The sequence below is a fragment of the Pseudomonas corrugata genome (assembly GCF_001269905.1).
GTDB lineage: Bacteria > Pseudomonadota > Gammaproteobacteria > Pseudomonadales > Pseudomonadaceae > Aquipseudomonas > Aquipseudomonas corrugata.
This window is the reverse complement of sequence record NZ_LHVK01000015.1, coordinates 136,683-152,127: the sequence shown is the minus strand read 5'-3', so window position 1 is coordinate 152,127 and position 15,445 is coordinate 136,683. Positions and strand designations below refer to the sequence as shown.

Here is a 15,445-nt window from a genome sequence, read left to right as displayed (position 1 = left end):
CCCACCCGGACCCCGGCGGACACAGACCCATGCACCCCATCAGACCCCTGTGGGAGCGAGCCTGCTCGCGATAGCGTCAGCTCAGCCCCACGCATGCCAGTTGAATGGCGGCTATCGCGAGCAAGCTTGGATCAGAGCGCCGAAGCCGTCTGCGGCAGTTTCGGCTGGCGGTACAGGTCCAGCAGGACCTGGTCCAGCACCGACGAAGCGCCCCATGGCTTCGGATCGTTGAGGATCGCCACCACCGCCCAGGTGTTGCCGTTGACGTCACGGCTGAACCCGGCAATGGCACGCACGGTGTTCAGGGTGCCGGTCTTGATGTGGGCTTCGCCGGCCATGGCCGTGGTCTTGAGGCGTTTGCGCATGGTGCCGTCGGTGCCGACAATCGGCATCGAACTGATGTACTCGGCCGCGTAGGGGCTGCGCCAGGCGGCCTGCAGCATTGCTGCCATTTCGCGCGCGCTGACCCGTTCGGCGCGGGACAGGCCGGAGCCGTTCTCCATCACCAGGTGCGGTGCGGTGATGCCTTTCTTGGCCAGCCATTGGCGCACGACCCGTTGCGCAGCCTTGGCGTCGTCACCGTCGGCTTCGTTGCGGAACTGCGCGCCAAGGCTCAGGAACAATTGCTGGGCCATGGTGTTGTTACTGTATTTGTTGATGTCGCGGATGATCTCCGCCAGGTCTGGCGAGAACGCCCGGGCCAGCACTTTGGCGTTGCTCGGGGTCGAGGCCAGACGGTCCTTGCCCTGGATGCTGCCGCCCAGTTCTTTCCAGATCGCCCGCACCGCACCGGCGGTATAAGTGGCGTGGTCCAGCAGCGACAGGTAGGTCTGGGAGCTGCAGCCATCGCCCAGCTGCCCGCCGACGGTCACGGCCACGCTGCCGTCCGGCTGGGGCACCGGGTTGTAGCGCACGCCGCCGGCGCATTGCTTGGAGTTGACTGCCTTGACCTGGTTGTCGATATGAATGCTGGCAATCGGTGGCTCCACCGACACCAGTACCCGGCCGCCATCATTGCGGGCAACGAAGCGCAACGCCTTGAGGTTGACCAGCAGGGAGTCGGGCTTGACCAGGAAAGGCTTGTTTTCGTCGTTGCCGTCGTCGTTGAACTCCGGCAATTGCGGCTGGATGAAGAAACCGCGGTCGAGCACCAGGTCGCCGGTGACCTGCTGTACGCCGTTGGCCCTCAAGTCGCGCATCAGCAGCCAGAGTTTTTCCATGTTCAGCTTGGGGTCGCCGCCGCCCTTGAGGTAGAGGTTGCCGTTGAGGATCCCGCCGCTGAGGGTGCCATCGGTGTAGAACTCGGTCTTCCACTGGTGATTGGGGCCGAGCATTTCCAGGGCGGCGTAGGTGGTCACCAGCTTCATGGTGGAAGCCGGGTTCACCGAGACGTCGGCGTTGTAGATGGTCGGGGTGCCTGGGCCATTGAGCGGCACCATTACCAGGGACAGCGCGTTGTCTTGCAGCTTGCTGGTCTTGAGGGCCTTCTGCACATTGGGCGACAGGGCAGTGTTGATCGTAGCGGCGCTGGTAGAAGCAGGGAGGGCCAGGGGAAGAAGAAGGCTGGCCAGAAGCAGTGGACGCAAAGATTTGATCATTGGTAATAAAACCCTACGGGCGAGGGGAGAAAAACGAGGACATGAAAATGAACGTCCTCAACGGTCAAGAAAGTGTCGGCATTATGCCCCAACGCGCAACGGCATGTGCCGTGCCTGAGGCTTTCGTGAGGCAATTTTTTACCGACGGTAGGCCGATATGCCCGATCAACCGGGCAATCGTTGCACCAAACTGGTAAAGTGCCGGCCGTTATTACTTATGAGGATTGTTCCAATGGCGACTAACCGTTCCCGGCGTCTGCGCAAAAAGCTGTGTGTGGATGAATTTCAGGAGCTGGGGTTCGAACTGAACCTGGATCTCAAAGAAGATCTGGACGATGAGGCGATTGACGCTTTCCTCGACGCTTTCCTGAAAGAAGCCATGGAAGCCAACGGTCTGGGCTATGTCGGCGGTGACGACTACGGTCTGGTTTGCCTGCAGAAGCGTGGCTCGGTTTCCGAAGAACAACGTGCTGCCGTTGAAGCCTGGCTCAAGGGCCGTAGCGAACTGACCAACATGACCGTCAGCCCGCTGATCGACGTGTGGCACCCGGACATGCCGATCAACGCCAAGGCGTGATGTCCTGAACCGGCGGCCCGATTGGGCGCCGGTTTTTTTTGCCTGGTGATTGGGTTTTTGGTTGATCTTCAGGCCGCTATCGCGAGCAGGCTCGCTCCCACAATTGGATCGCGTTTCCCTGTGGGAGCGAGCCTGCTCGCGAAGCTTTAGGCTTTACGCCAATTAAGAATCAGCAAGGTCAGCACCCCCGCCACAATCCCCCAGAACGCCGAACCGACAGAAAACAGCGTCAGGCCCGACGCCGTGACCATGAAGGTGATCAGCGCCGCTTCCCGTTCCCTGGCTTCGCTCATGGCGATGCTCAAGCCATTGATGATCGACCCGAACAGCGCCAGTGCCGCGATGGACAGCACCAGTTCCTTGGGCAACGCCGCGAACAACGCCGCCAGTGTGGCGCCGAACACCCCGGCAATCCCGTAGAAGATCCCGCACCAGACCGCCGCCGTGTAGCGCTTGTTGCGGTCCTCGTGGGCATGGGGCCCCGTGCAGATGGCGGCGCTGATGGCCGCCAGGTTGATGCCATGGGAGCCGAACGGTGCCAGCAGCAGCGAGGCGATACCTGTGCTGGTGATCAGGGGGGAGGCCGGTACGTTGTAGCCATCTGCCCTGAGCACGGCGATGCCGGGCATATTCTGGGAGGTCATCGCCACGACGAACAGCGGAATGCCGATGCTGATGGTGGCCGCCAGGGAGAAGTGTGGCGTGGTCCAGAGCGGTGTCGCGACTTCAAGGGCGAAGCCGCTGAAGTCCAGCAGGCCCATCAGGCCTGACAGCGCGGTGCCGATCAGTAGCGCCGCCAGCACGGCATAGCGAGGCGACAGGCGCTTGACGATCAGGTAGGTGAAGAACATGCCCAGCACCAGGCCGGTGCGATGCTGGGTGGCGACGAAAATCTCGCTGCCGATCTTGAACAGGATGCCGGCCAGCAATGCCGCCGCCAGCGACGCCGGAATGCGCTTGACCAGGCGCTCGAAGCTGCCCGTCAGCCCGCAGATCGTCACCAGTATCGCGCAGGTGATATAGGCACCGATGGCCTCGCCATAGCTCACGCCGCCCAGGCTGGTAATCAGCAGTGCCGCACCGGGCGTCGACCAGGCGATGGTGACCGGCGTGCGGTAGCGTAACGACAGGCCGATGGAACATACCGCCATGCCAATGGAGATCGCCCAGATCCACGACGAAATCTGCCCGCTGGTCAGCCCCGCCGCCTGGCCGGCCTGGAACATCAGCACCAGGGAGCTGGTATAGCCGGTCATCATGGCGATGAACCCGGCAACAATGGCTGAGGGCGAGGTGTCGGCCAATGGGCGAAGTGGCGCAGTCGTGACTTCGGTCATGGTGGGCGGGGGTCCTTGGATAGATTATGTACTTGTAGGAGCAAGGCTTGCCCGCGATGACGGTGCCTGGGTTTCAAGGCTCACCGCGTCAGCTTCATCGCGAGCAAACCATGCTCCCACAGTTGCCACAGGTGTCACAGATTGAGGGTTTAAGCCTAAACTCAACCCAGTGGGCAATTGCAATACAGCCAAGCCCGTAAACAGCCGTACAGTCGTGTTGCCATCAGAGGTTGTGTACAATCGCCGTGTTTTTTACGCGATACTTGCCAGCGACCCGCTGTGCCGTATTACAGTCACGGTCAATTCGCCGCAGTTCTCCCGACCCGAGTGCCCATGAACGAACAGTTGCAGCCCCTCAAGAAACAACCGCGAGCAGGCAAAGCCGGCCGCAGCGGAACCCAGGACGATATCGTCTATGCACATATCTTCGAGGCTATCCTCGAACAGCGCCTGGCGCCGGGTACAAAGTTGAGCGAAGAGGCGCTGGGGGAGATTTTCGGAGTCAGCCGCACCATCATCCGTCGTGCGCTGTCGCGCCTGGCCCACGAGGGCGTGGTGTTGTTGCGGCCTAATCGCGGCGCGGTCGTTGCCAGCCCGAGTGTCGAAGAGGCTCGCCAGGTGTTCATGGCCCGGCGCCTGGTGGAACGGGCGATCACCGAGCTGGCGGTGCAGCACGCTACCGCCGAGCAGCTTGCCGAGTTGCGGCAGATGGTCAGCGACGAACGCGACAGTTTCTCCCGTGGCGACCGTGGCGCCGGCATCCGCCTGTCGGGTGAGTTCCATCTCAAGCTGGCCGAAGCGGCGAGGAATGCACCGCTGATCAGCTTCCAGCGCAGCCTGGTGTCCCAGACTTCGCTGATCATTGCCCAATACGAAAGCGGCAACCGTTCCCATTGCTCCTATGACGAGCACACCCAGTTGATCGACGCCATCGAGGCGCGCGATGCGACGCTGGCGGTGGACCTGATGATGCACCACATGGACCACATCGACAGCAAGCTCAACCTAGACGAAGAGGGTGCGTCGGACGATCTGCACGCGGTGTTTTCGCACCTGTTGCAGAGCAAGAAGCCTGGGCGGTCGACGGCCAAGCTTTGATGGTCTGCTGAGGCAGTCATACCGAGTCGCCTTCATCGCGAGCAGGCTCGCTCCCACAGAGCGCCATAAATCCCCTGTGGGAGCGAACCTGCTCGCGATAGCGGTCTAGCGTTGATGCACCAACCGCCCCGCCGCAAAGGTCTGCGCCACCGTTCGGTCATCCCCCAGCGTCATCAACACGAACAATATCTCGGCAATGTCCCGGGCCTGCTTCAGGCGATAGCTCAACAATGGCGTAGCGTTGTAGTCCAGCACCAGGAAGTCAGCATCGGTGCCCGGCTGCAAGGTGCCGATACGGTCTTCCAGGCGCAGGGCCCGGGCGCCGCCGAGGGTGGCCAGGTACAGCGATTTGAACGGGCTCAGCCGCGCGCCCTGCAACTGCATCACTTTGTAGGCTTCGTTCAGGGTCTGCAACAGCGAAAAACTGGTGCCGCCGCCGACGTCCGTGCCTAACCCCACGTTCACCTTGTGCTTCTCGGCCATCGGCAGGTTGAACAGCCCGCTGCCCAGGAACAGGTTCGAGGTCGGGCAGAACGCGATGGCCGAACCGGTTTCGGCCAGGCGTGCACACTCTTCGTCGCACAGGTGCACACCGTGGGCGAACACCGAACGTTCGCCGAGCAACCGGTAGTGATCGTAGACGTCCAGATAGCCCTTGCGCTCGGGAAACAGCGCCTTGACCCATTGCACTTCCTGCAGGTTTTCACTGATGTGGGTCTGCATGTACAGGTCCGGGTACTCCCCCAGCAACTGGCCGGCCAGCGCCAACTGTTCGGGTGTGCTGGTAGGGGCGAAGCGCGGGGTCACGGCGTAGTGCAGGCGGCCCTTGCCGTGCCAGCGCTCGATCAGCGCCTTGCTCTCGGTGTAGCTGGATTCGGCGGTGTCAGTCAGGTAGTCCGGAGCGTTGCGATCCATCATCACTTTACCGGCGATCATCCGCAGGTCGAGTTTCTCGGCTGCCTCGAAAAAGGCGTTCACCGACTGTGGGTGCACACTGCCAAACACCAGGGCCGTGGTGGTGCCGTTGCGCAGCAACTCTTTGATGAAGATATCGGCGACGGCTTCGGCGTGGGCCGGGTCGGCGAACTGGCGTTCACAGGGGAAGGTGTAGGTGTTGAGCCAGTCCAGCAGTTGTTCGCCATAGGCGCCCACCATGCCGGTCTGCGGCAGATGGATGTGGGTGTCGATGAAGCCGGGGGTAATCAGCGCGTCCGGGTAATGGGCGATTTCGATGTCCGCCGCCAGGCTCGGCAGCAGGTCATTGGCGTGGCCAAGGGCGCTGATCTGGCCGTTTTCCACCACCAGCAGGCCGTCCTCGAAATATTCATAAGAGGCTTCGAGGCCGACTTCGGCCGGGTCGGCGAGGCTGTGGAGCAGGGCGGCGCGGTAGGCTTTGCGTGTCGTGGGCATGGGCAATCTCAAGATTTGGCTTGGCTGCGACGCGAGGCCGGCAGCAGCTTGGCAATGGGTTCGGCGCGGGCGGTGTGCTGGCCGAAATCCGCGTTATAGGTGGCGATGATTTCACCGGCGATGGAGATGGCGATTTCCACAGGCAGCTTGCCTTTGACTTCGCCAATGCCCATCGGGCAACGCATGCGTTGCAAGGTGCCGCTGTCGAATCCGCGATCGCGCAGGCGGTGTTCGAACTTGACCCGCTTGGTCTTCGAGCCGATCAGGCCGAAGTAGGCGAAGTCGTTGCGCTTTAGGATCGCCGCGCTCAGCTCCAGATCGAGCTGATGGTTGTGGGTCATGACGATGCAGTAGCTGCCGGCGGGCAATTCATCGACCTCGTCCAGCGGGTCTTCGCTGACGATTTTCTGTACGCCATGGGGCAATTGTTCAGGGAACTCGGCTTCCCGCGAGTCGATCCAGCGCACCCGACAAGGCAGGCTCGCCAGCAGTGGCACCAGGGCCCGGCCGACATGACCGGCGCCGAACACGGCAATCTGCGCCTGCACCTGACCCATGGGCTCGAACAGCAATACGGTCACGCCGCCACAGCACTGGCCCAGACTGGCACCTAGGCTGAAGCGCTCCAGATGCGTGCCCTGCTGGCCGCTGGCGAGCATTTGCCGGGCGATCTCCATGGCCTTGTATTCCAGGTGCCCGCCACCGATGGTGTCGAACGTCTGGCTGGCGCTGATGACCATCTTCGAACCGGCGTTGCGCGGGGTCGAGCCGAGTTCTTCGATGATCGTCACCAGCACGCAGGGTTCACCGCGGGTTTGCAGGTCGGCGAGGGCGCTGATCCAGTTGTACATGTTCACCTCGACATCTCTTTTGTCTGTCCCGGCCTCATCGCGAGCAAGCTCGGCTCCCACAGGAACTCTGTTAACTCTGAGACCCCTTGTGGGAGCCGAGCTTGCTCGCGATATCCGCGCCGCGGTCTAGAGCGAAGCCATCTCGGTTTCAGGCTCTACCGCTTTCACCTTCAACCCGCGCATCTGCTCACAGCCCCACAACACCCGTTCCGGTGTCGCCGGGGCGTCGATTTTCGGCTGGTGTCGGTAATCTCCCAGGCTCGCCACGGCATCCTTGATCGCACACCACGCGGCGATGCCGAGCATGAACGGCGGCTCGCCCACGGCCTTGGAATGGAACACTGTGTCTTCGGGGTTCTTGCGGTTCTCCACCAGCTTGACCCGCAGGTCCAGTGGCATGTCGGCCACGGCCGGGATCTTGTAGCTGGCCGGGCCGTTGGTCATCAGCTTGCCCTTGTCGTTCCACACCAGCTCTTCCATGGTCAGCCAGCCCATGCCCTGGATGAATCCGCCCTCGACCTGTCCGGTATCGATGGCCGGGTTCAGCGAGGCGCCGACGTCGTGGAGGATGTCGGTGCGCAGCATCTTGTATTCGCCGGTGAGGGTATCGACGATCACCTCTGCACACGCCGCACCATAGGCGTAGTAGTAGAACGGCCGGCCACGGGCCTGGCTGCGGTCGTAGTAGATCTTCGGGGTCTTGTAGAATCCGGTGCTCGACAACGAGACTTGGGCAAAGTACGCCTGTTGCACCAGCGCTTCGAACGTCAGGATGTGATCGCGCACCCGCACATGGCCGTTGTGGAACTCCACGTCTTCTTCACTGACCTTGTACTGTCGTGCGGCGAACTCCACCAGGCGCCGCTTGATGGTTTCGGCGGCATTCTGCGCGGCTTTGCCGTTCAGGTCGGCGCCGCTGGAGGCCGCGGTAGGAGAGGTGTTCGGTACTTTGTCGGTGTTGGTCGCGGTGATCTGCACCCGGTCCATTTCCACTTGGAACACCTCGGCCACCACCTGCGCAACCTTGGTGTTGAGCCCCTGGCCCATTTCGGTGCCGCCATGGTTCAGGTGGATGCTGCCGTCGGTGTAGACGTGGATCAAGGCACCTGCCTGGTTGAGGAAGCTGGCGGTGAACGAGATGCCGAACTTGACCGGCGTCAGCGCCAGGCCCTTTTTCAGGATCGGGCTGCCTGCGTTGTAGCGACGGATCGCTTCGCGCCGTTCGGCGTACTGGCTGCTTTCTTCCAGCTCGGCGGTCATTTCCTCGAGCATGTTGTGCTCGACGGTCTGGTAGTAGTGGGTGACGTTGCGTTCGGTCTTGCCGTAGTAGTTGACCTTGCGCACCGCCAGCGGATCGAGCCCCAGATGCCGGGCAATGGCGTCCATGACTTCTTCGATGGCGACCATCCCCTGCGGGCCGCCGAAGCCACGGTAAGCGGTGTTCGACGCGGTGTTGGTCTTGCAGCGGTGGCCGTTGATGGTCGCGTCGCCCAGGTAATAGGCGTTGTCGGCATGGAACATCGCTCGATCGACAATCGACGCCGACAGGTCCGGCGAGCAGCCGCAGTTGCCGGCCAGTTCCAGGGCGATGCCGTGCAGGCGTCCGCGGCTGTCGAAGCCCACGTCGTATTCGATGTAGAAAGGATGACGCTTGCCGGTCATCAGCATGTCTTCGACCCGGGGCAGGCGCATCTTGGTCGGCTGGCCGGTGAGGTGCGCGATCACCGCGCACAGGCAGGCCGGGCTGGCAGCCTGGGTTTCCTTGCCGCCAAAGCCGCCACCCATGCGGCGCATGTCCACCACGACCTTGTTCATCGACACGCCCAGCACCTCAGCCACCAGTTTCTGCACTTCGGTGGGGTTCTGGGTGGAGCAGTAGACAATCATTCCGCCGTCTTCGGTGGGCATCACCGAGGAGATCTGGGTTTCCAGATAAAAGTGCTCTTGGCCGCCGATGTGCAGCGAGCCCTGGATGCGATGTTCGGCACTCGCCAGTGCGGTGGCTGAATCGCCGCGTTGATGGGTATGGCTGTCGAGCACGAAATGCCGTTTGCGCAGGGCTTCGACCACGTCCAGCACCGGCTCCAGGTCTTCATATTCGATGATCGCGGCCATCGCCGCGTTGCGTGCAGTTTCCAGGTCCCTGGCGGCAACGGCCAATACCGGCTGGCCGACGAACTGCACATCGTCAATCGCCAGCAGCGGATCGCCAGGCAACAATGGGCCGATGTCCTTGAGGCCCGGGATGTCTTCGTGGGTAATGGCGATGCGCACGCCTTCGAAGGCGTAGCAGGGCGTGGTATCGATGCGCAGGATCCGGGCGTGGGCGCGGTCCGACAGTCGCGCGTAGACGTGCAGTTGGTTAGGGAATTCGAGACGGTCATCGATGTACTGCGCTTCACCGGTCACATGCTTGGCGGCGCTGTCATGCTTGACGCTACGGCCGACGCCAGTGGTCAGGTCGCGGGCGAACATCTCGGCCAGTTCGGCCTGGGTCTTTTCTACGGTGTGATGGTTAGACATAAGCGGTCACCCGAGTCTCGATGTGCGGCGTTTGCAGTTCGATGAAGTATTTGCGCAGCAGGTTGCGGGCGCCGAGCAGGCGATATTCCTTGCTGGCGCGGAAGTCCGACAGCGGCGTGAAATCTTCGGCCAGGGCGGCGCAGGCGCGCTCCAGGGTACTGTCGTTCCACTGCGCGCCGATCAATGCGGCTTCACAATGCTTGGCACGCTTGGGAATGGCGGCCATGCCGCCGAAGGCCACGCGGGCATCGCGGACCACGCCATTGTCGATGCGCAGGTTGAATGCGGCGCACACTGCGGAGATGTCATCGTCCAGTCGCTTGGACACCTTGTAGGCACGGAACGCCTGCTCGGCGCTGGCCCGTGGCACGATGATTTTTTCGATGAATTCGCTTTCCTGGCGGGCGGTGACCCGGTATTCGATGAAGTAATCCTCCAGCGCCAGGGTGCGACGGACCTGGCCCTTGCACAGCACGATCTGCGCGCCAAGGGCGATCAGCAGAGGTGGCGAGTCACCGATGGGCGAGGCATTGCCGATGTTGCCGCCCAGGGTGCCCTGGTTGCGGATCTGCAACGAGGCGAAGCGCTGCAACAGCTCACCGAAGTCCGGGTACTCGGCTTTGAGCGCCTCATAGCAATCGGAAAGCGCGGTGGCGGCGCCGATTTCCAGGCGATCGTCGAAGCGCTCGATGCGCTTGAGTTCAGCGACGTTACCCACGTAGATCATCACCGGCAGGGTGCGGTGGAACTGGGTGACTTCCAGGGCCAGATCGGTGCCGCCGGCCAGCAGGCGCGCCTGAGGATAGGCGTCGTAGAGATCGGCCAGATCGGCCACGGTCAGCGGCACCAGGCAACGTTTATCGCCACAGTTGAGCTCGCCGGTTTCCTTGGGAGCGATGGCTTTGAGGCGAGCGATAGTCTCGGCCTCGCGGGTGTCGAACTGGTCGGGTTGCTTGCCGCAGCAGGCCTGTTCGGCGGCAGCCAGGATCGGCCGGTAGCCGGTGCAGCGACACAGATTGCCGGCCAGCGCTTCATGGGCCTTGTGGGCGTCAGGTTGATCGCTGTTCTTTTGCAGGGCAAACAGTGACATGACGAAACCCGGTGTGCAGAAGCCGCATTGCGAGCCGTGGCAATCGACCATCGCCTGCTGGACGCTGTGCAACCGGCCCTGGTGCTTGAGGTCTTCGACGCTGATCAACTGCTTGCCGTGCAGGGACGAGACGAAGGTCAGGCACGCATTGAGGCTGCGATAGCGAATGCGCGAGCGGCCGCTTTCATCCATGTCCAATTCGCCCACCACCACGGTGCAGGCACCGCAGTCGCCGCTGGCACAACCCTCTTTGGTGCCGGATTTACCAGCATGCTCGCGCAGATAGTTGAGCACGGTCAGGTTCGGGTCCAGGGTGTGCTCGCTACGGAGTTCCTGGTTGAGTAAAAACTGGATCACGGAAGGCCTCGCAGATTCATTATTGTTGTATCGACGTAGGCCGAATTTAGCAGGTCTGACTTTTCGGTCAACGTTTTTCTGACTTAAAGGTCAGGAAAATCCGGTTTGTCGATGAGCAACGTTCTATAGACACTGTAGAACCTTGTGGGAGCCGAGCTTGCTCGCGATGGCGGTGGCACATTCAACAGGGATGGAGGCCGGCATGGCCATTGCGAGCAAACTCGGTTCCCACAGAACCTTTTTTTGCTTGAAACGTGCCAAAAACCCCATACAGGCCCTGCGCCATGCCTTATCGAGTGCGCTACACTGCGCCGCTTGTGCAGATCGAAGAGTTTGAAGGACAACCATGACGTTCAAGGCCCCGGACAGCCTCGCCGAGCAAATCGCCCACCATCTCGCCGAACGCATCATTCGCGGTGAAATGAAGCCGGGAGAGCGCATCCAGGAGCAAAAGGTCACGCTGGCGCTCAACGTCAGCCGCGGCTCGGTCCGCGAGGCCTTGCTGATCCTGGAGCGACGTCATCTGATCGCCATCCTGCCGCGCCGTGGCGCCCACGTCACCGAACTCACCGAACATAACGTGCGCAGCCTCTGTACGCTCATGAGCGAGCTGTACATCCTGCTGGGCAACGCCGTGGCCCATGGTTGGCGGGATTCGGCCGACATGGCGCCGTTCCTGCAGATCCAGCAGCGCCTCAAGGAGGCCTTCGAGCGCCAGGACATCCGCATGTTCGTCGACGAGAGCTTCAGTGTGATGCGCGCGGCCTATCCGTTTGCCAATAACCCGTACTTGCAGGAAACCGTCGAGAACCTGCAGCCGGCCATGAGCCGCGCCTACTTCCTGGCCCTGGAACAGCGCAAAGCCGAGATGAGCGAGTTTCTCGACCTGTTCCAACGCTTGCTCGTCGCGGTGCTGGCCCGTGATCTGCCGCAGATTCGCATTGTGCTGATGGCTTACTGTCAGCGCAGTTGCGATCTGGTGGTTGCCGCCCTGACGAAGGCCTGAACGTGCGCCTCAAGTGCATCAAGCTGGCGGGGTTCAAGTCCTTCGTCGACCCGACCACGGTGAACTTCCCCAGCAACATGGCGGCTGTGGTGGGGCCCAACGGTTGCGGCAAGTCGAACATCATTGACGCCGTGCGCTGGGTGATGGGCGAGAGTTCGGCCAAGAACCTGCGCGGCGAATCGATGACCGACGTCATCTTCAACGGCTCCACCAGCCGCAAGCCGGTCAGTCAGGCGAGCATCGAGCTGGTGTTCGATAACTCCGACGGTACCTTGATCGGCGAATACGCGGCCTACGCGGAAATCTCCATCCGCCGCAAGGTGACCCGCGACAGCCAGAACAGTTACTTCCTCAACGGCGCCAAATGCCGGCGTCGCGACATCACCGACATCTTCCTCGGCACCGGCCTGGGGCCGCGCAGCTACTCGATCATCGAACAGGGCATGATCTCCAAGCTGATCGAGGCCAAGCCTGAAGACCTGCGCAACTTCATCGAAGAGGCCGCCGGCATCTCCAAGTACAAGGAGCGCCGGCGCGAGACGGAGAACCGAATCCGTCGCACCCACGAAAACCTGGCTCGCCTGACCGACCTGCGCGAAGAACTCGACCGTCAGCTCGAACGCCTGCACCGCCAGTCCGAGGCCGCGCGCAAATACCAGGAATACAAAGGTGAGGAGCGTCAGCTCAAGGCCCAGCTCTCGGCCCTGCGCTGGCAGGCATTGAACGAGCAGGTCGGTCAGCGCGAAGCGATCATCGGCAATCAGGAGGTCAGCTTCGAAGCCCTGGTGGCCGAACAGCGCAACGCCGATGCCGCCATCGAGCGCTTGCGTGACGGGCACCACGAATTGTCCGAGCGTTTCAATCTGGTGCAGGGGCGCTTCTATTCGGTTGGTGGCGACATCGCCAGGGTCGAGCAGAGTATCCAGCACGGTCAGCAACGACTGCGCCAGTTGCAGGATGACTTGAAGGAAGCCGAGCGCGCGCGCCTGGAAACCGAGTCTCATTTGGGGCACGACCGCACTTTGCTGCTGACTCTTGGCGAAGAGCTGGAGCGGCTCACGCCAGAGCAGGAAATCACCAGTGCCGCTGCCGAAGAGGCTGCCGCGGCCCTGGAAGAAGCCGAACTGACCATGCACGGCTGGCAGGAGCAATGGGACCGGTTCAACCTGACTTCCGCCGAGCCGCGGCGTCAGGCCGAGGTCCAGCAGTCGCGCATCCAGCAGTTGGAAACCAGCATGGAGCGCCTGGCCGAGCGTCAGCGTCGCCTGGCCGAAGAGCGTGCGTTGCTTGCGGCAGACCCGGAAGACGCGGCGATCCTGGACCTGAGCGAGCAATTGGCCGCCAGCGAAGCCACCCTCGAAGATTTGCAGGCCAGCGAAGACGCCCAGGTCGAGCGGCTCGAACAACTGCGCCAGGCCTTGCAACTGGCCCTTCAGAATCAGCAGCAGGCCCAGGGCGAGCTGCAACGGCTCAACGGGCGTCTGGCCTCGCTGGAAGCCTTGCAGCAAGCCGCGCTGGACCCGGGCACCGGCGCCGCCGAATGGTTGCGCGACCAGCATCTGGCCGATCGCCCGCGGCTGGCCGAAGGGCTGAAGGTCGACGCCGGCTGGGAGCTGGCGGTGGAAACCGTGCTGGGCGCCGATCTGCAAGCGGTGCTGGTGGATGATTTCGCCGGCTTCGACCTCTCGGGGTTCACCCAAGGCGATCTGCGCCTGCTCAGCCCGGCCAGTGACGGCGTGCGGATGCCGGGCAGCCTGCTGGACAAAGTCGAGGCCAAGGTCGATCTGGCGCCTTGGCTGGGGCAGGTCAGGCCGGTGGAAAACCTCGAACAGGCTCTGGCGTTGCGCGGGCAACTGGCGGCGGGCGAGAGCCTGATCAGTCGCGACGGCTATTGGATCGGCCGGCATTTCCTGCGGGTGCGTCGGGCCAGCGAAGCCGAGAGCGGCATGCTCGCCCGGGGCCAGGAAATCCAGCGTTTGGGCGCCGAGCGCGACGAGCGCGAAGCCAGTGTCGAAGCCCTGGAAACCGAGTTGCAGAATCTGCGGGCGCAGCAGCGTCAACAGGAAAACGGCCGCGAACACCTGCGCCGGCTGCTGCAGGACGAGGCGCGCCAGCAGGGCGAGCTCAAGGCACAGCTCTCGGCCGGCAAGGCCAAGGCCGAGCAGTTGGCCTTGCGTCGTACTCGTCTGGAAGAAGAGATCGCCGAGCTGGGCGAGCAACGGGCACTGGAGCACGAACAGATCGGCGAGGCGCGCCTGCAACTGCAGGAAGCCCTCGATGCCATGGCGCTGGACACTGAGCAGCGTGAACTGTTGCTGGCCCAGCGCGACAGCCTGCGCGAACGCCTTGACCGGGTGCGCCAGGAAGCGCGTCAGCACAAGGATCATGCCCATCAGTTGGCGGTGCGCCTGGGTTCGCTCAAGGCGCAGTACGATTCCACGCGCCAGGCTCTCGAGCGTTTGGAAATGCAGTCCGAACGGCTGACCGAAAAACGCGAACAGTTGAGCCTGAACCTGGAAGAGGGCGAGGCGCCGCTGGAAGAGTTGCGCCTCAAACTCGAGGAACTGCTCGACAAGCGGATGAGTGTCGATGAAGAGCTCAAGACGGCGCAGATCGCCCTGGAGGACGCCGACCGCGAACTGCGCGATGCCGAGAAGCGCCGTAGCCAGGCCGAGCAGCAATCCCAGCTGATTCGCGGCCAGATGGAGCAGCAACGCCTGGAGTGGCAGGCCCTGACCGTGCGCCGCAAGGCCTTGCAGGACCAACTGCTGGAGGACGGCTACGACCTCAACGGCGTGCTCGCTACCCTGGTGGCCGGGGCTAACGAGAAAGACGCCGAGGAGGAGCTGGAGCGCATTGCTGCGCGGATCCAGCGCCTGGGCGCGATCAACCTGGCGGCCATCGACGAATACGAGCAACAGTCCGAGCGCAAGCGCTACCTCGACGCCCAGGACGCTGACCTGGTGGAAGCGCTGGAAACCCTGGAAAACGTCATTCGCAAGATCGACAAGGAAACCCGCAACCGCTTCAAGGATACCTTTGATCAGATCAATGGCGGTTTGCAGGCGCTTTTCCCAAAAGTTTTCGGTGGCGGCAGCGCTTACTTGGAACTGACGGGCGAAGATCTACTCGATACTGGGGTGACGATCATGGCGCGGCCTCCCGGAAAGAAGAACAGCACCATTCATCTGCTCTCCGGTGGCGAAAAGGCGCTGACCGCATTGGCCCTGGTATTTGCCATCTTCAAGTTGAATCCGGCGCCGTTCTGCATGCTCGACGAAGTCGATGCACCGCTGGACGACGCGAACGTGGGCCGTTACGCGCGTCTGGTAAAGGAAATGTCTGAAACGGTGCAGTTCATCTACATCACCCATAACAAGATCGCCATGGAAATGGCCGATCAGTTGATGGGGGTGACGATGCACGAGCCGGGCTGTTCGCGGTTGGTGGCGGTGGATGTCGAGGAGGCGATGGCAATGGTGGATGCCTAGCGGCGAGCGGCGAGCTTCAAGTGGCAAGCTGCAAGCGATGCAGCTTCGGCTTGAAGCTTGAAGCTGCTGTTATGTAGCTTGTAGCTGTTGGTCATGCTAGTTTAATG

General features: G+C 62.3%; 10 protein-coding genes. 4 read left to right on the top strand and 6 right to left on the bottom strand.

The window, feature by feature from the left end; all coding sequences use genetic code 11:
* Positions 1 to 131: 131 nt before the first annotated feature.
* A complete protein-coding gene (dacB, locus tag AD665_RS20845; protein ID WP_024776762.1) occupies positions 132 to 1,598 on the bottom strand; it encodes a D-alanyl-D-alanine carboxypeptidase/D-alanyl-D-alanine endopeptidase in 1,467 nt (488 codons plus the stop codon).
* A gap of 232 nt (positions 1,599 to 1,830) precedes the next feature.
* On the opposite strand from dacB, the gene AD665_RS20840 reads away from it, so the two are divergent.
* On the top strand, positions 1,831 to 2,175 hold the full coding sequence (locus AD665_RS20840) for a YggL family protein (protein WP_024776763.1): 345 nt from the start codon (positions 1,831 to 1,833) through the stop codon (positions 2,173 to 2,175).
* A gap of 146 nt (positions 2,176 to 2,321) precedes the next feature.
* Here the strand turns inward: AD665_RS20840 and AD665_RS20835 are convergent, their stop codons facing one another.
* Positions 2,322 to 3,512, bottom strand: a complete 1,191-nt coding sequence (locus tag AD665_RS20835) for a benzoate/H(+) symporter BenE family transporter (protein ID WP_053193516.1) — start codon at positions 3,510 to 3,512, stop codon at positions 2,322 to 2,324.
* A gap of 333 nt (positions 3,513 to 3,845) precedes the next feature.
* On the opposite strand from AD665_RS20835, the gene AD665_RS20830 reads away from it, so the two are divergent.
* The gene (locus AD665_RS20830) at positions 3,846 to 4,610 is read left to right on the top strand and encodes a GntR family transcriptional regulator (protein WP_024776765.1); all 765 of its coding nucleotides are present in this window, start codon (positions 3,846 to 3,848) and stop codon (positions 4,608 to 4,610) included.
* Between the two features lie 105 nt (positions 4,611 to 4,715).
* Here AD665_RS20830 and guaD read toward each other — a convergent pair whose 3' ends face one another.
* From guaD to xdhA, 4 genes are all read right to left on the bottom strand, one after another.
* Positions 4,716 to 6,020, bottom strand: a complete 1,305-nt coding sequence (guaD, locus tag AD665_RS20825; RefSeq protein ID WP_024776766.1) for a guanine deaminase — start codon at positions 6,018 to 6,020, stop codon at positions 4,716 to 4,718.
* Positions 6,021 to 6,028: 8 nt separating this feature from the next.
* On the bottom strand, positions 6,029 to 6,871 hold the full coding sequence (gene xdhC, locus AD665_RS20820; RefSeq protein WP_053193681.1) for a xanthine dehydrogenase accessory protein XdhC: 843 nt from the start codon (positions 6,869 to 6,871) through the stop codon (positions 6,029 to 6,031).
* A gap of 126 nt (positions 6,872 to 6,997) precedes the next feature.
* Positions 6,998 to 9,394 (bottom strand): xanthine dehydrogenase molybdopterin binding subunit, encoded by a 2,397-nt coding sequence (gene xdhB, locus AD665_RS20815; RefSeq protein ID WP_053193512.1) that lies wholly within the window; start codon positions 9,392 to 9,394, stop codon positions 6,998 to 7,000.
* Positions 9,387 to 10,841, bottom strand: coding sequence for a xanthine dehydrogenase small subunit (gene xdhA, locus AD665_RS20810; RefSeq protein ID WP_053193509.1), 1,455 nt, complete (start codon positions 10,839 to 10,841; stop codon positions 9,387 to 9,389). The genes xdhB and xdhA overlap by 8 nt, the downstream gene beginning before the upstream one ends.
* A 346-nt stretch (positions 10,842 to 11,187) precedes the next feature.
* Between xdhA and AD665_RS20800 the strand changes: the two genes are divergently transcribed.
* A complete protein-coding gene (locus AD665_RS20800; RefSeq protein ID WP_024776771.1) occupies positions 11,188 to 11,847 on the top strand; it encodes a GntR family transcriptional regulator in 660 nt (219 codons plus the stop codon).
* Between the two features lie 2 nt (positions 11,848 to 11,849).
* Positions 11,850 to 15,338: a chromosome segregation protein SMC gene (gene smc, locus AD665_RS20795; RefSeq protein ID WP_053193506.1), complete on the top strand. Its 3,489-nt coding sequence runs from the start codon at positions 11,850 to 11,852 to the stop codon at positions 15,336 to 15,338.
* The last annotated feature ends 107 nt before the right edge of the window (positions 15,339 to 15,445 follow it).